This window comes from Streptomyces sp. NPDC001108 (assembly GCF_053598535.1).
Map to the genome: position 1 here is coordinate 370,126 of NZ_JBSFKL010000001.1, position 16,929 is coordinate 387,054.

At 73.5% G+C, this 16,929-nt stretch carries 15 protein-coding genes; 6 read left to right on the forward strand and 9 right to left on the reverse strand.

Annotated elements, in window-relative coordinates; translation table 11 throughout:
• Positions 1-99: 99 nt before the first annotated feature.
• Complete coding sequence (locus ACWC97_RS01630; protein WP_450646748.1) at positions 100-1,134, forward strand: DMT family transporter; 1,035 nt, start codon at positions 100-102, stop codon at positions 1,132-1,134.
• Here the strand turns inward: ACWC97_RS01630 and ACWC97_RS01635 are convergent.
• The 3 genes from ACWC97_RS01635 to eat form a co-directional block, all read right to left on the reverse strand.
• The gene (locus ACWC97_RS01635; protein ID WP_450646750.1) at positions 1,124-2,476 is read right to left on the reverse strand and encodes a transglycosylase family protein; all 1,353 of its coding nucleotides are present in this window, start codon (positions 2,474-2,476) and stop codon (positions 1,124-1,126) included. The two genes, ACWC97_RS01630 and ACWC97_RS01635, sit on opposite strands and share 11 nt — an antisense overlap.
• Before the next feature lie 135 nt (positions 2,477-2,611).
• The gene (locus ACWC97_RS01640) at positions 2,612-3,331 is read right to left on the reverse strand and encodes a gamma-glutamyl-gamma-aminobutyrate hydrolase family protein (RefSeq protein ID WP_450646752.1); all 720 of its coding nucleotides are present in this window, start codon (positions 3,329-3,331) and stop codon (positions 2,612-2,614) included.
• Between the two features lie 47 nt (positions 3,332-3,378).
• On the reverse strand, positions 3,379-4,836 hold the full coding sequence (gene eat / locus ACWC97_RS01645; protein WP_450646754.1) for an ethanolamine permease: 1,458 nt from the start codon (positions 4,834-4,836) through the stop codon (positions 3,379-3,381).
• A 321-nt stretch (positions 4,837-5,157) separates the two neighbouring features.
• On the opposite strand from eat, the gene ACWC97_RS01650 reads away from it, so the two are divergent.
• The 4 genes from ACWC97_RS01650 (at position 5,158) to ACWC97_RS01665 (ending at position 9,395) form a co-directional block, all read left to right on the forward strand.
• Positions 5,158-6,522, forward strand: coding sequence for a glutamine synthetase family protein (locus ACWC97_RS01650; protein ID WP_352274580.1), 1,365 nt, complete (start codon positions 5,158-5,160; stop codon positions 6,520-6,522).
• A 44-nt stretch (positions 6,523-6,566) separates the two neighbouring features.
• A complete protein-coding gene (locus tag ACWC97_RS01655) occupies positions 6,567-7,976 on the forward strand; it encodes an aldehyde dehydrogenase family protein (protein ID WP_450646756.1) in 1,410 nt (469 codons plus the stop codon).
• Between the two features lie 5 nt (positions 7,977-7,981).
• The gene (locus tag ACWC97_RS01660) at positions 7,982-8,767 is read left to right on the forward strand and encodes a 3-oxoacyl-ACP reductase (RefSeq protein ID WP_352274582.1); all 786 of its coding nucleotides are present in this window, start codon (positions 7,982-7,984) and stop codon (positions 8,765-8,767) included.
• A gap of 148 nt (positions 8,768-8,915) precedes the next feature.
• Complete coding sequence (locus ACWC97_RS01665; protein ID WP_450646758.1) at positions 8,916-9,395, forward strand: hypothetical protein; 480 nt, start codon at positions 8,916-8,918, stop codon at positions 9,393-9,395.
• 22 nt (positions 9,396-9,417) lie between these two features.
• Here ACWC97_RS01665 and ACWC97_RS01670 read toward each other — a convergent pair whose 3' ends face one another.
• Positions 9,418-10,428 carry a hypothetical protein gene (locus ACWC97_RS01670; protein WP_450647454.1) on the reverse strand — a complete coding sequence of 337 codons (1,011 nt, stop codon included), beginning with the start codon at positions 10,426-10,428 and terminating at the stop codon, positions 9,418-9,420.
• A gap of 116 nt (positions 10,429-10,544) precedes the next feature.
• Between ACWC97_RS01670 and ACWC97_RS01675 the strand changes: the two genes are divergently transcribed.
• Positions 10,545-11,183: a TetR/AcrR family transcriptional regulator gene (locus ACWC97_RS01675; RefSeq protein WP_450646760.1), complete on the forward strand. Its 639-nt coding sequence runs from the start codon at positions 10,545-10,547 to the stop codon at positions 11,181-11,183.
• A gap of 73 nt (positions 11,184-11,256) precedes the next feature.
• Here the strand turns inward: ACWC97_RS01675 and ACWC97_RS01680 are convergent, their stop codons facing one another.
• The 5 genes from ACWC97_RS01680 to ACWC97_RS01700 all read right to left on the reverse strand — a co-directional run bounded on the left by ACWC97_RS01680 (position 11,257) and on the right by ACWC97_RS01700 (position 16,800).
• Entirely contained in the window at positions 11,257-12,402 is a 1,146-nt protein-coding gene (locus ACWC97_RS01680) for a glycosyltransferase family 4 protein (RefSeq protein ID WP_352274585.1), read from the reverse strand.
• 203 nt (positions 12,403-12,605) lie between these two features.
• Positions 12,606-13,274: a response regulator transcription factor gene (locus ACWC97_RS01685; RefSeq protein WP_352274586.1), complete on the reverse strand. Its 669-nt coding sequence runs from the start codon at positions 13,272-13,274 to the stop codon at positions 12,606-12,608.
• On the reverse strand, positions 13,271-14,653 hold the full coding sequence (locus ACWC97_RS01690; protein ID WP_450646763.1) for a sensor histidine kinase: 1,383 nt from the start codon (positions 14,651-14,653) through the stop codon (positions 13,271-13,273). Before ACWC97_RS01690 ends, ACWC97_RS01685 begins: the two co-directional genes overlap by 4 nt.
• A gap of 10 nt (positions 14,654-14,663) precedes the next feature.
• Complete coding sequence (locus tag ACWC97_RS01695; RefSeq protein ID WP_450646765.1) at positions 14,664-15,830, reverse strand: acyltransferase family protein; 1,167 nt, start codon at positions 15,828-15,830, stop codon at positions 14,664-14,666.
• Positions 15,823-16,800 carry an alpha/beta hydrolase gene (locus ACWC97_RS01700; protein ID WP_450646767.1) on the reverse strand — a complete coding sequence of 326 codons (978 nt, stop codon included), beginning with the start codon at positions 16,798-16,800 and terminating at the stop codon, positions 15,823-15,825. Before ACWC97_RS01700 ends, ACWC97_RS01695 begins: the two co-directional genes overlap by 8 nt.
• Between the last annotated feature and the right edge of the window lie 129 nt (positions 16,801-16,929).

Sequence of the window (16,929 nt, forward strand, 5' to 3'; positions counted from 1 at the left end):
GGCGGAGAAGCGGGCCACGCCCGTACTACTGGAGCAGTACGTCCGATTGCCCTCTCAGGGACGACGACGTGGCGCCGCCGGAGCGACATGGTGGGGTACATGAGCTCCCTCGCGCTTTCCGTGCTGCTTTCCCTGGTCTCGGCGGTCGCCTACGCGGCCGGGGCGATCGTCCAGGAGCGCGTGGCGGCCACCGGTGGCGGTGGTGCGTTCGCCCCGCTGCGCGACCGGGTCTGGTGGGCCGCCGTGGCCCTGAACGGGGTGGGGGCGCTCCTCCATGTCGTGGCGCTGGCCTGTGGTCCGCTCAGCCTCGTCCAGCCGCTCGGCGCGCTGACCATCGTCTTCGCCCTGCCGATGGCGGCGCTCCTCGTCCGCCGCCGGGCCGGGGCCACCGCGTGGCGGGGCGCGGTGATGGCGGCCGCGGGGCTGTCGGGGCTGCTCGCGCTGACGGGGCATGCCACGTCCCATGCGCTGCGCGGTCCCGAGCAGTTGGTGCTCGCCGGGGTGGCGCTGGGCGCGGTCGCGCTGCTCGCCCTGGTCGCCACTGCGGGGGTGCGCCGACCGGCGGTGCGGAGCGTGGTGCTGGCCGGGGCGGCGGGCATCGCGTTCGGGGTCGCCTCGGTGTTCATAAAGACGGTGGCGGTGGCGTGGACCTCGGGGGCGGTGCTGGTCGGGCTGGTGGCGATCGCCGTGTTCGCGGCCGCCGGAACGCTGCTCTCCCAGGCCGCGTACCGGGGCGCCGGGCTGACCGCGCCGCTGGCGACGGTGACGGTGGCGAATCCGGTGGTGGCGGCGGTCGTCGGCATCACGCTGTTCGGGGAGCGGTTCCGGTACGGCACGGCCGGGACGGTGCTCGCCCTGGGCTGCGCGGTAATCGCCGCGGGCGGTCTGGTCCTGCTCGTGACGGAGCGGCTGGGCGCCGAGCGGAACGGGGCGGCGGACGACGGGCGCCACGGAGCGGACGGCGGTCCGGGAACGGCCGGGGCCCCGGTGCCCGTGACGCGTCCGCTGCCTCCCGTCCTGCCGTTGGAGCGCCTGGACCGGGTGACGTTCGCCACGGGGAACCCCGTCGGGCCCCGGGCGGCCGGGCGGGGTCCGTCGGTCCGCCCGGTCCGTACGCCGCCGTTCAGACCTTGACGCCGCCCGCCCTCAGGTAGGCCAGCGGGTCGATGTCCGATCCGTAGCCGGGGCCGGTACGGATCTCGAAGTGCAGGTGCGGTCCCGTGACGTTGCCCGTCGCTCCGGAACGGGCGATGCGCTGGCCCGCCGTGACATGCCGGCCCTCGCGCACATGGAGCGCGGACAGATGGGCGTACTGGCTGTACTTGCCGTCGCTGTGCCGGATCACGACCTGGTAGCCGTACGCCCCGCCCCAGCCCGCCGAGACGACCGTGCCGGAGGCGATCGCCCGGATCGACGTACCGGTGGGGACCGGGAAGTCGACCCCGGTGTGGTAGCCGCTCGCCCAGGACCCGGGCTTGTGGTACGGCGTCCCCAGGCCGGCCGCCACGGGGGCGACGAGGGCGGGGCGGTGTGCCGTCTCCTTCGGGTGCGGCTTGGCCTGCTCGTGGTGGGGCTTCGGCCGGGTCGTCGGCCTGGTTTTGGCGGGCTCGTGGCGCGTCCCGGGCTTCGCGGACTCCTGGTGGGGCTTGGCGGCCTGCTGCTTGGGGGCGGTGGCCCGGTCGTGCCGGTCGGTGTTCGCGGCCTCGGTCCGGTGCGGCGTCGCGGCCTTCGCGGTCCCGGTCCCGGTTCTCTTCGGTGCGGTGGTCTGCTGGCGCTTCGGTGTGGTCGCGGGGGCGGAGCGCTTCTGCGGACGGGGGGCGCGGGTGGCGTCCAGGCTGAGCCGCTGCCCGGGAAGGATGAGGTCGGGGTCGTCGCCCACCACGTCCCGGTTGCGCTCGTAGAGGTGCTGCCAGCCGCCCTTGAGGCGCTTGTTCGCCGCGATCGCGGAGAGCGAGTCCCCGCGCGCCACGGTGTACGACTCCCGCTTGCCGGGCACGGTGGTCGGGGTGGCGGGAGCGGCGGCGGGGCGCGAAGCCGGCTGCCCGGTCCCCGCCTTCCGGGTGGTCTGCGACTGGGGGGCGACGTCGGGTTCCTGCCCGTCGCGGGTCAGCCCCGCTCGCGTGGAACAGGTCGGCCAGGCACCGGGCCCCTGTGCGTCGAGCACCTTCTCCGCGACGGCGATCTGCTGCTGCTTGGTGGCCAGGTCGGCGCGCGGGGCGTAGGCCGTACCGCCGTAGGCCGACCAGGTGGAGCGGGTGAACTGGAGCCCGCCGAAGTGGCCGTTGCCGTTGTTGATCTGCCAGTTGCCGGTGGACTCGCAGGCGGCGACCTTCTCCCAGACGTCCGTCGGGGCGGCCTCGGCCGGTACCGCGGCGATGAGCGGGAGCGCGATGCCCGCACCGCCGATGGTGACCGTGAGCGAGGCGCGGTTGATCCGGCTGGGCTGGTACTTGCGGTGCCGTCCGTTCGCGGCCATGACTTGGCTCCCCCACTGGCATAGGACACGTCGCAATCGCCCAACTTATGTGCAGGTGAAGGGAGATGACAAGGGAGCGAGGGGGCGCACGGGGCATGGGGGGCGCACCCGCGCCGCCCCGCCGCGGCCCGTGCGTCAGGGTGTCGGCACGCCCGCCCGGGTGACGGAGCGGTCCCGGGCCGCTGCCACGAGCGCGGCCATGACCCGGGTGTCCTCGCCCGCCTCGGGGTGCCACTGGACCCCGAGCACCAGGGTGGTGCGGCCGGTCAGCTCGATCGCCTCCACGGTGCCGTCGGCCGCGTGGGCACTCGCCGCGAGCCCGGCCCCCAGCCGGTCCACGGCCTGGTGGTGGTAGGTCGGCACCGCGACCGGCCCTGCGACGGCCTCGGCGTACCGGGTGCCGGGTACGGGGGTGACGGTGTGTTCGCCGAAGACGCCGGTGCCTCCGGTGTGCCCGTCCAGGTGCTGGTGCAGGGTGCCGCCGAGGGCGACGTTGAGCAGCTGCATGCCCCGGCAGATGCCGAGCAGGGGAACGCCCCGGTCGATCGCCGCCTCGATCAGCGCCAGCTCCCAGGTGTCCCGGGCGCGGCTGGGCGGGCCGGTGCGGGGGTCGGGGCGGGCGCCGTAGCGGGCCGGTTCGACGTCGGCGCCGCCCGCGACGACCAGGCCGTCCAGCGCGTCGACGGCCTCCCGGGCCGCGTCGGTGGTGTCGTCGGGCGGCAGCAGCACCGCCAGCCCGCCCGCCGCCCGCACCAGGCGGGGGTAGCCGGCGGGCAACAGGGCGGCGGGCATCTCCCACACGCCCCACCGGGCCGGTTCCTGGTAGGTGCTGATGCCGATGACGGGCCGGGCCATGGGGCTTCCTCCGGTTTCTCCCCGACTCCCTTGTCGTTCGGGGGTGTTCAGTCGCGTGACAGTTCGGCCTCGGCCACCGCCAGGGCGGCGAACTCCTCCTCCGGGGCGCCCGCGACCAGGCGGTGGCGGCTGTAGAACGCGAAGTAGGCCAGCGCCACCGCGTACACGCCGAGGGCGATGAACGCCGCGTCCCGGTCCACCAGGAAGGTCGCCACCAGCGCCGAGCATGCCAGGACGAACGCCACGGAGGAGGTCAGCGCGCCGCCCGGGGTGCGGTAGGGGCGTTCGAGCGCTGGTTCGCGGCGGCGCAGCACGATGTGGGAGAGCGCCATCAGGGCGTAGCTGATGGTGGCGCCGAAGACGGCGACGTTCAGGATCCGGCCGCCGTTGCCGATCCAGGCGGCCAGGGTGAAGCCGATCGCGCCGGGGATCAACAGGCCGAGGTACGGGGACTTGCGGCGATTGGTCAGCGAGAGGAAGCGCGGCAGGTAGCCGGCCCGGGAGAGCGCGAAGAGCTGACGGGAGCCGGCGTAGATCAGTGAGAAGAAGGACGCCACCAGTCCGGCGAGGCCGGCGTAGTTCACGAAGCGGCTCAGGCCGGTGGGTCCGCCCCCGCCCTCCAGCGCGACCACCAGGGGATTGCCCGCCTCCTGGATGGCGCGGGCGCCCTGGGCCCCGGTGGCGGCGAGGAAGGTGAGCACCGCCAGCCCCACCAGGACGGTCAGCGAGATGGCCAGCGCCCTCGGCATCGACCTGACCGGGTCCCTGGCCTCCTCGGCGGCGAGCGGCACGCCCTCGACGCCGAGGAAGAACCACATGCCGAAGGGGAAGGCGGCCCAGATGCCGAGCAGCCCGAAGGGCAGCCAGCTCGACGCCCCGAAGGCGCCGTGGTCCACCGGTATGTCGTCGAGCCGGTGGACGTCGAAGTCGGTGAGCGCGCCGACGGCGAAGACGAGCAGCGCGGCCACCGCGACGGCGGTCACGACCAGGCTGAACCGCAGCGCCTCGCCGACGCCCCAGAGGTGGATGCCGATGAACAGGGCGAAGCAGACGAGGTAGACGGGCCAGCCCGAGGTGAGCCCGAACAGACCGAGGGATTCGACGTAGTCGCCGATGAACAGCGAGATGGCGGCGGGGGCGAGGATGTACTCGATGAGGATGGCCGTTCCGGTCAGGAAGCCGCCCCAGGTGCCGAGCGCCCGGCGGGCGAAGCCGTAACCGCCGCCCGCGGTGGGCAGGATGGCGGAGAGTTCGGCGAGCGCGAAGACCAGGCAGGCGTACATCAGGCCCATCAGCACCATGGCCGCCGCGAGTCCGCCGAAGCCGCCCTTGGACAGGCCGATGTTCCAGCCCGAGTAGTCGCCGGAGACGACGTACGCGACGCCGAGACCGGTGAGCAGCAGCCATCCCGCGCTGCCCCGGCGCAGGGTGCGGCGGTGCAGGTAGGCGTCGGTGCCGGACGGTTCGCCGGGTGGGCTGGTGGGGGTGTCGGTTCCCTGGGCCATGGGCGCTCCAGACGTGTGGCGACGGCTCCGTGTCGGCACGGAGTCGCTGGGATACGGGGAGACGGGGAGAGCAGACGGACCGGTCGTCGATCAAAGGTTCAACCGCACACCTTTGTGGAACGCCCGGTGAAACACAAGAGGCAGGCATCGAACGGCGACACGGATGACGTGATCTCCCGTCAGCAGCCACCGTCAAGACCTCCGCACCCGCCCGCCACGAGCGGCCGGAACACCGGTCCGGCACCCTCGGCCGGGCCCTCTTCCCAATCAATGGTCTCCTGTCATACCTTACGGATCCCGGTGCACCCAAGGAGGAATCCCGTGGCAGACCGCACACCCCCGCTGACCGTCGAGAAGCTGCGCGCGCTCGTCGCGGACGGGTCCGTCGACACCGTCGTGCTGGCCTTCCCGGACATGCAGGGGCGGCTCCAGGGCAAGCGGTTCGCCGCGGACTTTTTCCTCGCCGAGGTGCTGGAGCACGGCACCGAGGGCTGCAACTACCTGCTCGCGGTGGACACCGAGATGAACACCGTCGACGGGTACGCGATGTCCTCCTGGGAGCGCGGTTACGGCGACTTCGCGATGCTCCCGGACCTGGCGACGCTGCGGCCGGTGCCCTGGCACCAGGGCACCGTGATGCTGCTGGCGGACCTCGCCTGGGACGACGGCAGCCCGGTCGCCGCCGCACCGCGCCAGGTGCTGCGCCGCCAGCTGGACCGGCTGGCCGCCCTCGGGCTCCGTGCCCAGGTGGGGACGGAGCTGGAGTTCATCGTCTTCAAGGACAGCTACGAGCAGGCCTGGGACCGCGGCTACCAGGGGCTGACCCCGGCCAACCAGTACAACATCGACTACTCCATCCTCGGCACCGGCCGCGTCGAACCGCTGCTGCGCCGCATCCGCAACGAGATGCGGGGCGCCGGACTGACCGTCGAGTCCGCCAAGGGCGAGTGCAACCTCGGACAGCACGAGATCGTCTTCCGCTACGACGAGGCGCTGGTCACCTGCGACCAGCACGCCGTCTACAAGACGGGCGCCAAGGAGATCGCCGCGCAGGAGGGCGTCGCGCTCACCTTCATGGCCAAGTACGACGAGCGCGAGGGCAACTCCTGCCACATCCATCTCTCGCTCACCGACGCCGACGGCGTGAACGCCATGGCCGGTGACGGCCCGGACGGCATGTCGGAGCTGATGCGCCACTTCCTCGCCGGGCAGCTCGCCGCGCTGCGCGACTTCTCCCTGCTGTACGCGCCGAACATCAACTCCTACAAGCGGTTCCAGCCCGGCTCCTTCGCGCCGACCGCCGTCGCCTGGGGCCACGACAACCGCACCTGCGCGCTGCGCGTGGTCGGGCACGGCTCCTCCCGCCGCTTCGAGAACCGGCTGCCCGGTGGCGACGTCAACCCGTACCTCGCCACCGCCGGGCTGGTCGCCGCCGGGCTGTACGGCGTCGAGAAGGGGCTGGCGCTCCCGGAGCCCTGCGCGGGCAACGCCTACACCGCCGGGTACGAGCAGGTGCCCACCACCCTGCGCGAGGCCGCCGACCTGTGGGAGGCCAGCCCCATCGCCAAGGAGGTGTTCGGCGAGGAGGTCGTCGCGCACTACCTGAACATGGCCCGTGTCGAACTGGCCGCCTACGACGCCGCCGTCACCGACTGGGAACTCCGGCGCTCCTTCGAACGCCTGTGATCTCCTCCCCCGCCCCGTCCGCCACTCCCGATCGAGGCCCGTACGTGTCCCACCCGAACGCAGCACCCACCACGGACGCACGACCGACCCTGGACGTCCTGAACCCGGCCACCGCCGAGGTGGTCGCCACCGTCCCGGCCGCCACCGCCGCCGATGTCGACGCGGCCGTCGTCCGCGCCGCGGCGGCCCAGCGCGTCTGGGCCGCCGCGGCACCCGCCGACCGCGCCCGGCTGCTCCGCCGGTTCGCCTCCGCGGTCGACGCGCACGTCGAGGAGCTGGCCCTGACCGAGGTCCGCGAAGCCGGTCACACCCTCGGCAACGCCCGCTGGGAGGCGGGCAACGTACGCGACCTCCTCGACTACTGCGCGGGCGGTGTCGAGCGGCTGCTGGGCCGTCAGATCCCGGTCTCCGGGGGCATCGACTTCACCCTGCTGGAGCCGCTGGGCGTCGTCGGCGTCATCGCGCCCTGGAACTTCCCGATGCCGATCGCCGCCTGGGGTGCGGCGCCGGCGCTCGCCGCCGGCAACGCCGTCCTGCTCAAACCCGCCGAGACCACCCCGCTGACCGCACTGCGCCTGGCCGAACTGGCCCTGGAGGCCGGTCTGCCCGACGGACTCCTCCAGGTGCTGCCGGGCGAGGGGCCGGTGGCCGGTGCCGCCCTGGTGGAGCACCCCGGCGTCGCCAAGATCGTCTTCACCGGTTCCACCCGGACCGGAAAGCACATCATGGCCCGCTGCGCCGACCGCGTGAAGCGGCTCACCCTGGAGCTCGGCGGCAAGAGCCCGAACGTGGTCTTCGCCGACGCCGATCTGCCGGCCGCGGCGGCCGCCGCCCCCATGTCCTTCCTGGACAACGCGGGACAGGACTGCTGCGCCCGCACCCGCATCCTGGTCGAACGGTCGGTCCACGACCGCTTCCTGGAGCTGCTGGAACCGGCGGTCGCGGGCGTGGTGGTCGGTGACCCGTCCGACGAGAAGACCGCGATGGGGCCGCTGATCTCGGCCGCCCAGCGGGACCGGGTGCGCTCCTTCGTGGCCGGCGCGCCGTCGGCCGGGACGGGCACGATCCTCGGATCGGCGCCCGACGGCCCGGGGTTCTGGTACCCGCCGACCGTCCTCTTCGGGGTGGATCCCGACGCCCCGGTCGCCGTCGAGGAGGTCTTCGGCCCGGTCGCCGTGGTGCTGCCGTTCGACGACGAGGCGGACGCCGTGCGGCTGGCGAACACGACGGAGTACGGACTGTCCGGGTCCGTGTGGACCCGGGACGTGGGCCGTGCGCTGCGGGTCGGCCAGGGGCTGCGGGCCGGGAACCTCTCGGTCAACTCGCACTCCAGCGTCCGGTACGCCACCCCCTTCGGCGGCTACCGGCAGTCCGGGCTGGGCCGCGAGCTCGGCCCCGACGCCCTCACCGCGTTCACCGAGACCAAGAACATCTTCATCAGCACGGAGGACTGAGCACCATGACCGACACCACCAGTGTCTGCCGCCGCCTGACCGGTCGTACCGCCGTCGTCACCGGGGCCGGAAGCGGCATCGGGCTGGCCACCGCGCGACGGCTGGCCGCCGAGGGCGCGCACGTCGTCTGCGCCGATGTGGACGAGGAGCACGGCAAGGCCGCCGCGGAGGAGGTCGGCGGCCTCTTCGTCCGTACCGACGTGACCGACGCCGAGCAGGTGGAGGCCCTGTTCAGGGCGGCGTTCGACACCTACGGCTCGGTCGACATCGCCTTCAACAACGCGGGGATCTCGCCGCCCGAGGACGACTCCATCCTGGAGACCGGGCTCGACGCCTGGCGCCGGGTGCAGGAGGTCAACCTCACCTCCGTCTACCTGTGCTGCAAGGCGGCCATCCCGTACATGCGCCGCCAGGGCAAGGGCTCCATCATCAACACGGCGTCCTTCGTGGCCAGGATGGGCGCGGCCACCTCGCAGATCTCGTACACCGCGTCCAAGGGCGGGGTGCTGGCGATGTCGCGGGAGCTGGGCGTGCAGTTCGCGCGGGAGGGCATCCGGGTCAACGCGCTCTGCCCCGGGCCGGTCAACACCCCGCTGCTCCAGGAGCTGTTCGCGAAGGACCCGGAGCGGGCCGCCCGCCGGCTGGTGCACATCCCGGTCGGCCGTTTCGCCGAGGCCACCGAGATCGCCGCCGCCGTGGCCTTCCTCGCCAGCGACGACTCCTCCTTCGTCAACGCCACCGACTTCCTGGTGGACGGCGGGATCTCCGGCGCGTACGTCACGCCGCTCTAGAGCATTGCCCCATACCCCTGTTGAACGTGTTCAACAGGGGTATGGGAGTCTGCTTCCCGACGGTCCGGCCGGTACGGACCGCGTACGGGAGGTCCTGATGGCGGGTGGGTACGGGCCGCGCACACGGCGGACCCTCCTCGGAACCCTGATGATCGTCGCGACGGCCGTTCCGGCGACGGCGTGCGCCGGGCCCTATCAGTACTACGACGGAACCGGGCTCCACGACGCCACGTCGGCGGAGCTCGCCGGGAACTGGAAGTGCGTCGAGGGTACCCGCGTCGCCCTCCGCCAGGACGGCACGGCCGTTCTGGAGAAACTCGACGGACAGGACTTCGACTTCGACGACGGCTGGCGCCTCTCCGGCCGGGGGACCTGGCGGCTGGCCGACAGCAGTGGCGGGCAGACCGTCCGGCTCAGGCTGACGGACCGGACACGGGTGGACCGGCGTTCGCCCGGGACGTCCACCGACACCCCGGACCCCGGCACTTCGGACACCGACGCCCCGTCGACGTACTCGTGGAGCTTCCACGTGGACCGCGACAAGCGCGACGCTCCGGTGCTGTTCTTCTTCTACGGCGACCCCGACATCGGGAACACCTACGTGATGGAGCGCGAGCCGGCATCGTAGCCGAAGGCCGCGCGCGGGGGCGTCACCGCCGGTACCGCCGCGCCACCGCCGCGAAGGCCTCCTTGGGCTCCCATTCCATGTCGGGGTAGGTGTGCCCGCGACGGCCTTCGAGGAGTTTGACGATGCCGAGCCCGGCCCGGTCCAGGTCGTCCCGGGGGTCGCCGTCCGGGCGGTGCGGGTAGCCGGACAGGGCGAACAGGAACACGAACGCGCTGTCCACGCCCTCGGTCTCGAAGACCTCCAGCAGTTCGTCCAGGTAGGCGGCCTGACCGGCCTCGTCGCGCTCGTACACGCCGTCGAGCCGCACCGGCGCGCCGGTCTCCGGATCGTGCTCGACCACGTCCAGCACGCGCCCGCCGCGGTCCCCCGCGCCGAGGTAGGCCGCGGTGCCGAACCCGGTCATGGCGAGCGGCTTCGACCCCCGGACCAGGGTGCGCACCGCGTCCCGGAACAGATGGGCGATCTCGGCGGAGCGGATCAGCTCGAACGTGGTGATGTCGAAGGGGTCCCAGTCGATCTGCTCGAACTGGATGGCCGCGTAGGTGAGCCGCCCCCCGAACCGCTCGCGGACGGTGGCCGCGGCGTCGCGGAGGAACGCGTTTATACGGACGCCGAGTTCGCCCATCGCCTCGCCCCGCCGCTCGGGCCGCCCCATCAGCCCCTGGACCCGCTCCTCGGGAGTCCCGCCGGGCAGGAAGCCCCGGTTCATCACGCTCAGCTCGACCCCCGCGACGAAGACGACGTCGGCTCCCCGCCGCCGGATCCGTTCGGCCCGCTCGGCGCAGTCGGCGAAGAGCGCGAGGATCCGCTCCGGCTCCAGCTCCAGGGGGTAGGGCGAGAACCAGACCTCCAGACCGAGCTCCGCGGCGATCCCTGAGGCCAGCTCCAGCCGGTCCGGGTCGCCACCGATGACCTGGACGGCATTGCAGTGCAGGTCGTCGCGGATGACGGCGAGTTCGCGCCGGACCACCTCGGGGTCGAGCCGCTCCCGGGCCGTCCGGCCGTTCCGGACGAATCCGGTGTCGTAGGTCATTCCTCTTGCTCGCACGGTGGCGTCCTTCCTCTCACTCCCGGAGGCACCGAGGCTGACGTAAAAAATGCGTGCACGCAAGTTTGCGTGCACGCATTTTCACGTGGGAGGCTGTCGCCATGACGACACCACCACCGGGTCTGCGGGAACGGAAGAAGCAGGCGACTCGTGCGGCGTTGCGCGAGGCGGCGCTGCGCCTGGCCATGGAGCACGGACCGGACCAGGTACGGGTCGAGGACATCGCCGAGGCGGCCGGGGTCTCGCCGCGCACCTACAACAACTACTTCGCCAGCCGCGAGCAGGCGATCGTCTCCGCCGTCACCGACGACCGGGAGACCCGGATCGCGGCGGCGGTCGCGGCCCGTCCGGCCGGAGTGCGGCTGGCCGACGCCGTCACCGAGGCGGTGGTCGGGCAGTACACCGACACCGGCGAGCAGGCGCCCCGGGCGCTGCTGCTGATCACCACGCGGACCGCGCTGCGCGAGGCGTTCCTCGGGACCACCGCCGCCATCGAACCGCCGCTCGCCGCGGTGATCTCCGAACGGCTGGGCGGCACCGGAGCGCAGACGGCCCGTGTCCTCGCGGCGAGTGTGGCGGCGGCGGTCCGCATCGCGCTGGAGGAGTGGCTGCGGCCCGCCGGGAGCCCCGGGGCCGGAGGGCTGGTCGTGCCCTCGGGCCCCCTGGCCGACCGGCTCCGCGCGGCACTGGCCCCGCTCGCGCCCGCGCTGGACGCCGCCGAACGGGCCGCCCGGCCGTGAACCCGCGCCCGCCGGAGCCGTCCGGCGGGCGCGGCCCCGGGCGCAGCGGTATCGGACTCCCGGGCGGTCCCGCTCACACGGTGCCCGGCGGCTCCTCGTCGACGGGGGTCAGAAGCCGGGTCAGATGGCGGGCCGACGCGTCCCAGGACCAGGACTCCTCGACCCAGGCACGGCCGGCGGCGCCCATCGCGGCACGGTCCGGGTCGAGGAGGACGCCGGTCAGCGCCTCGGCCACGGCCCCGGTGTCGGTGCCGTCCACCACCCGGCCGGTCCGGCCGTCGAGGACGGTGTCCGGGGCGCCGCCCGAGTCGCCGACGACCACAGGCAGTCCGCTCGCCGCCGCCTCCAGGAAGACGATGCCGAGCCCCTCCGCCTCCAGACCGGCCCGCCGGGTGCGGCAGGGCATCGCGAAGACGTCCGCCGCGGCGTAGTAGGACGGTGTGCCGCTGTGCGGGACCCCGCCCACGAAGTGGACGGCCCCCTCGCCGTGCCGGGCCGCCAGCTTGCGCAGCCGCGCCTCGTCGGGCCCCTTCCCCACCACCAGCAGCACCGCGTCGGGCACCCGCCGCCGGATCAACGGCAGCGCCCGGATGAGAGTGTCCTGACCCTTCCGGGGCACCAGTCTGGCCACGCAGAGGATGATGCGCGCGTCTCCCAGCCCGAGCGCGGTGCGCGGGTCCGGTCCGGCGTCGGCGCGGGGGCGGTACGCCTCGGGGTCGACCCCGGGGACCAGCCGGCTCATGCTCGCCCGGGGACCGAGCGCGGGCTCGATCCGGGCGCGGGTGTACTGCCCGAGGTAGGTGACCACGTCGACACCGGTGCCTATTCGGCGCATGAGTTGGCGCGCGCCGGGCGTCCTGGCCCACCAGATCTCGTGGCCGTGGGTGGTGGCCACGATGCGCCGCACCCCGGCGCGTCGCAGGGCCGGCGCCATCAGGGCCAGCGGGGCGGCGGCGCCGAACCAGACCCGGTCGCAGCCGTGCGCCTCGGCGATCTCGACGGCCCTGCGGGTCACCCGCCCGGTCGGCAGCAGCGTCCGGGCCGGGTCGCGCACCACGGGGAACGGCAGGCCGGCGTCGTAGGCGGCGTCACCGGGCTCGTGCGAGGTGTAGACGACCACGTCGTCGTCGGGGACGCGGGTGGCCATCGCGTGCACGAACGTCTCGATACCGCCCTGACGTGGCGGAAAGTCGTTGGTGATGACGAGGGTGGAGCCCATGTGGTTCTCGGTTTCCTTCGGCAGGCGGGGAACGGTCGGATTCGTACGGAAGCGGGCAGCCCGGAGCCCGGTCACGGCATGACGGCTCACCGGGGCGGCCCAGGGGGCGTCCGGTCACCGGTGTGATGAGGGTGCGGGCGGGACGGTACCCGGCAGTACGCTACCTGCAAGAGGCAGCCAACTGCCGTGTGAAAGGTGGTTGTTCAGTATCCGGTGGGGCGCACCAGGCCGGTTTCGAAGGCGTGGACCGCGGCCTGGGTCCGGTCGCGCAGCCCGAGCTTGGCCAGGATCCGGCCCACATGGGTCTTCACGGTCTGCTCCGCCACCACGAGCCGTCCGGCGATCTCGGTGTTGGACAGCCCCTGGGCGATCAGCGCCAGGACCTCGGTCTCGCGCTCCGTCAGCTCCCCCGCCCGCCCGGCCGGGGGGCGCGGGGCGGCGCTCACCCGGGCGAACTCGGCGATCAGCCGCTTGGTGATGTTGGGGGCGAGCAGCGCGTCGCCCTCGGCCACCACCCGTACCGCGTGGGCGAGTTCATCGGCCGAGGCGTCCTTCAGGAGGAATCCGGAGGCCCCGGCGCGCAGCGCCTCGTAGACGTACTCGTCGAGATCGAAGGTGGTCAGGACCAGGACCTTGGTGGTGGCGCCGTCGGCCCCGGTGACGGCGCGGGTCGCCTCGATGCCGCCGAGCCGGGGCATCCGGATGTCCATCAGGACGACGTCCGGGGCGAGTTCGGCCACCTTCTCCACCGCGTCGGCGCCGTCCACCGCCTGGCCGACCACCTCGATTCCGGGTTCGGCGTTCAGCAGCACCGTGAAGCCCTGGCGGACCATCATCTGGTCGTCGGCGATCAGGACGCGGATGTCCGTCATCGGGGATCCTCTGCGGGGTCGGCGGGGCGGACGGGTCGGCGGACGGGCTCCGCCGGGGGCAGTGCGGGAAGTATCGCAGTGACGTCGAATCCCCCGTCGGGGGTGGCTCCGGTGGCGAGTTCGCCGCCCAGCATCGCGGTGCGTTCACGCATGCCGAGCAGGCCGTGGCCCCCGTCGCGGGCGGGTGGGGCGGCCCGGTCCGGTCTGGTGTTGGTGACCCGGACCACGACCGCGTCCGGTTGGTGGCCGATCTCCACCCGGACCCGGGCGCCGGGGGCGTGCCGGATCGCGTTGCTGAGCGCCTCCTGCACGATGCGGAAGGCCGACAGTTCGACGCCGGGCGACAGCGGGCGCCGTTCCCCGGTGACCGTGGCGGTGACGTCGAGTCCGGCCGCGCGCGCGTTGCCGACGAGGTCGTCGAGCCGGTCGAGGGTGGGCTGCGGGGCGTGCCGGTCCGCCTGCGGGAGGGGGTCCTCGGAGCGCAGTACGCCGAGGACGCGGCGGAGTTCGGTGAGGGCGTCGACCGCGTTGCGGCGGATGCCCTCGACGTTCTCCCGGAGTTCGTCGGAGGGGTTGTCGACCAGGTGCGGGACGACCTGGGCCTGGATGGAGATGACGGACATGTGGTGGGCGACCACGTCGTGGAGTTCGCGGGCGATGCGGTTGCGTTCCTCCAGCAGGGTGCGTCGGGCGCGCTCCTCGGCGGTCAGCCCCTCCTGCACGACCAGTCGGGTACGGGCCACGGACAGGCCGCGCAGGGCGGCGCCCAGCATCGTGACGACGACGAGGACGACGAGGGCGAGTCGGGGGCCGGGGCCCCCGCCCCGGGAGACCGCCGCGTCGCAGGCGAGTCCCACCAGTACGGTGATCGCCAGGGCTTCGACGGCGACCCTGGGCCGCACCCTCAGGGCGAGCAGGAAGAGCACCCCGGCCTGCACCGCGACACAGGTCGCGTTCCAGGGGTACACGGAGGGCTCGGGCCCCGCGAAAGGGTTGGCTCCGAAGAGGATTTCCTCCGGCGCGGAGGCGGCGTTGGCGGCGAACGGGGTGACCACCACCGTCACGAGCAGCGATGCCCACCAGGCCGGGACCGGGCGGTACAGGACGGCGAGGAGCGCCACCGTCTGGACCACGGCGAAGGGGAGGCCGAGTTGGATGCCCGCACCGAACTGGAAGGCGTACAGGTTGGTGTTGGCGACGAGCAGGCCCGCCGCGACCATCACCAGCGGCACCATGATGACCGGTCGCCACTCCAGCCAACGCGGCTTCCCGTAGCTCCTGTTCGGGTCCTCCCGCGTCGTCAGAAGGTCCTCGCGCAGCGTACGGGGCAGGGCCCGCAGCCACCGTACCGAACGTTTCACCGTGTATTCCCCGTTCACGGTTGGCACCTTAGACACCTCCGGCCGCCGTCCGTCGGGGGCGTTCCGCTCCGACGACCGGGCTCTCTCCGCGCGGACGCCGCCGCTCGTACCCATGGAAGGCCGCCCGGCAGAGCGCCAGCGCGACGGCGAACACCGGCAGCCAGGCCAGCCGGGCGAGCACCCAGCCGGGGTGGTCGGGCGGGGTGTGCAGGCCCGGCAGGGGGGTTGGGGCCGTCAGGCCGAGCGCGGTGACCGCGATCATCGCGGTCTGGTGCCAGAGGAACACCGTCATGGCGGAGAGGTTGAGTACGGCGACCCCGGCCCGGAGAGCGGGGCGCCGCAGCATCCGGCGCAGCGGGCCGAGCAGGAGCAGCGCCGCGCCGCACTGCGCGAGGCCGAAGGTGACCACCGCGAGGGTCGGCGGGTCGAGGTTGGAGATCTCCGTGCCGGGCACACCGACCATGGACGCGGGGGAGCCGCCCCAGCGGACGAGCGCGGCGGTGGCCGCGGCGCCGCCGAGCAGCAGGGTCCAGCCGGTCCGGCGGCCGCACAGCTCGCCGCGCGCCCAGGCCGCGCCGAGGCAGTACGGCACCAGCCAGCCGGCCGCCACGTTGACCGAGGCGAGCGCGGTGGGGGCGTCCAGTCCGAAGCGGTACAGGTCGACGACGAGCACGACGGCGAACGGCCAGAGCGGATGGAGCCGTGCCACCAGGGGGGTGGCTGCCGTGAGGCCCATGAGGACCACGACGAACCACAGCGGCGACCAGACCAGCTTGCCCAGGGCCCGCACGGTGTCCTGGTCGGTGCCGGAGGCCAGCAGGGCGACCGCCACGGCGGCCCACACGGCCAGGAGCACGGCGGTCGGGCGCAGCAGCCGGACGGTCCGGGCCCGCAGCCAGCGGCCGTAGCTCTCGCCCCGGGCGCGGGCCGTGGCATGGCTGCGCGCCCCGACCACCCCGCCGACCAGGAAGAAGACCGCCAGGGTCTGGAACAGCCAGGTGGCCGGAACGAGTTCGGGGAGTTCGCGCAGCGGGCTGGCGCCGTGCACGGTGCCGCTGTCAGCGACCAGGGCGGTCACCAGCCAGTGGCCGAGGACGACGCCGAGGATGGCGAGGGCGCGCAGGGCGTCGAGGGCGCGGTCGCGGTCGGTGGTGGTGGTTGCGGCGGATTCGATCCGCCGGGTGACGTCATGCATGGCGTTCTCCCCGGGTCGGTTCGGATCCGGCCCGGCCGACCACGATCCGGGCGATGTTCCGCAGTGGTTCGGAGCCGCTCTTCAGGTAGTCGCCGTGGCCCCCGTCGCCCGCCGCGAAGATCCGGGCGCCGAACCGCGGCGAGACGGGGTCGGTGCCGAAACCCAGCTCCAGGAAGGGCAGTCGCAGCCGGACGTGCGGCACGTCGGCGATCCAGTCGCCGCCGGCGCGGCCCGCCCAAACGGTCGCCCCGGTGCGCAGGGCGGCGGCGTCCGGGTAGCCGGTTCCCGGGCTGCCGTACAGGACGATGTCGGCGGCCCGTACTCCGTGCGCGGCCCGCGCGCAGACGACGGTGCCGTAGGAGTGGCAGAGCAGTGCGGTCCGGGCATCGGGCTTGAGCCGTTCCAGCTCATGGGTGAAGTCGACGAGTCCGGGGGCCGCCGCGATGGCTCGGTCCGGGGTGACGGCGCCGGCGCTCACCGTGTCCGGGGTCGGGTATCCGAGCCAGGCGATCACCGCGGAGCGGCCGCCCAGTTCGCGGAGCAGGGCGCGCGATCCGTCGCGCAGCCGCCAGTAGTGGTCGAGGCCGATGCCCGCGCCGGGGACGAGTACGGCGATCCGTTCCGCCCGCGCCAGGTCGCCGAAGACCTCGGCGGAGCGGCCGCCGTCGCGCCCGTCGAAGGTGAGGAAGGTGCGGGCGGGGCCGGCCATCTCGTGGAGTGCGGCGGCCCGGACGCGGTCCCCGTGGCCGGCCGCCGCGCGTTCGGCCGCGACGATGTCGGTCCGGGTGGCCGCGTACCGCTCGGCGAGGGCCGCCGGGGCGGCGGTGCCCAGCGGGTTCCGGGCGGCCGGTGCGGGCGCCGGGACGGCCTCGGGGCGCGCCATGCCGGAGACCGGCACGGCGACCGAGGCGGCCACGAGCCCGGCGAGCAGACCCCGGCGCAGTCGACCGGTGCGGGGTGAGGACGGCATGACGAGGCGGTTCCTTCCGTGCCTGGCGGCTTCGGGGAGGGGCGGGCGGGGAGCGGAGTGGTACAGAAGCTAGGGACCGGGCCGGGTAGTCGGCGTCCCACCGGGGTGTGAACCTGTCCCGTAGCTCCC

Excerpts from the sequence above, each read along its gene's own strand:
- ACWC97_RS01660 (WP_352274582.1), top strand. The coding sequence starts at position 7,982 with ATGACCGACACCACCAGTGTCTGCCGCCGCCTGACCGGTCGTACCGCC.
- ACWC97_RS01665 (WP_450646758.1), top strand. The coding sequence starts at position 8,916 with ATGATCGTCGCGACGGCCGTTCCGGCGACGGCGTGCGCCGGGCCCTAT.
- eat (WP_450646754.1), bottom strand. The coding sequence starts at position 4,836 with ATGGCCCAGGGAACCGACACCCCCACCAGCCCACCCGGCGAACCGTCC.
- ACWC97_RS01675 (WP_450646760.1), top strand. The coding sequence starts at position 10,545 with ATGACGACACCACCACCGGGTCTGCGGGAACGGAAGAAGCAGGCGACT.
- ACWC97_RS01685 (WP_352274586.1), bottom strand. The coding sequence starts at position 13,274 with ATGACGGACATCCGCGTCCTGATCGCCGACGACCAGATGATGGTCCGC.
- ACWC97_RS01630 (WP_450646748.1), top strand. The coding sequence starts at position 100 with ATGAGCTCCCTCGCGCTTTCCGTGCTGCTTTCCCTGGTCTCGGCGGTC.
- ACWC97_RS01695 (WP_450646765.1), bottom strand. The coding sequence starts at position 15,830 with ATGCATGACGTCACCCGGCGGATCGAATCCGCCGCAACCACCACCACC.
- ACWC97_RS01640 (WP_450646752.1), bottom strand. The coding sequence starts at position 3,331 with ATGGCCCGGCCCGTCATCGGCATCAGCACCTACCAGGAACCGGCCCGG.
- ACWC97_RS01635 (WP_450646750.1), bottom strand. The coding sequence starts at position 2,476 with ATGGCCGCGAACGGACGGCACCGCAAGTACCAGCCCAGCCGGATCAAC.
- ACWC97_RS01670 (WP_450647454.1), bottom strand. The coding sequence starts at position 10,428 with ATGACCTACGACACCGGATTCGTCCGGAACGGCCGGACGGCCCGGGAG.
- ACWC97_RS01680 (WP_352274585.1), bottom strand. The coding sequence starts at position 12,402 with ATGGGCTCCACCCTCGTCATCACCAACGACTTTCCGCCACGTCAGGGC.
- ACWC97_RS01700 (WP_450646767.1), bottom strand. The coding sequence starts at position 16,800 with ATGCCGTCCTCACCCCGCACCGGTCGACTGCGCCGGGGTCTGCTCGCC.